The organism is Muricauda brasiliensis (genome assembly GCF_003057865.1).
GTDB classification, from domain to species: domain Bacteria; phylum Bacteroidota; class Bacteroidia; order Flavobacteriales; family Flavobacteriaceae; genus Flagellimonas; species Flagellimonas chongwuensis.
This window is the reverse complement of the sequence record NZ_QBTW01000052.1, coordinates 1-285: the sequence shown is the minus strand read 5'-3', so window position 1 is coordinate 285 and position 285 is coordinate 1. Positions and strand designations below refer to the sequence as shown.

Below are 285 nucleotides of genomic sequence, written 5' to 3'. Positions count from 1 at the left end.
CCAGTCAATAGCGTCATCTTCATTGTTTTCCAAGTAAAAGTTGGAAGCGGAAACGGTTCCACCAAAGAACTCAACACCGTCGTCTGTTCCATTTTTGATGGCAACATTATCGATTGTGGTTCCAGAACCTACTGCATAAAGTGTAAGGCCATTATACTGAGATTCGGTGCTAATCTGCGCACCGGCATAGTTGATGATCAAGTATTCGATACTACCTGAATTGTCATCATCTTCAGTACCACCATAAAGAATACCTCCAACTTCAGCTTCGGCATCCACACCTTC

1 pseudogene is annotated in these 285 nt (G+C 43.2%); it reads right to left on the bottom strand.

The features are described from left to right. Positions 1-285, bottom strand: a pseudogene (locus tag DCK90_RS16910) (hypothetical protein); the annotation flags it as partial.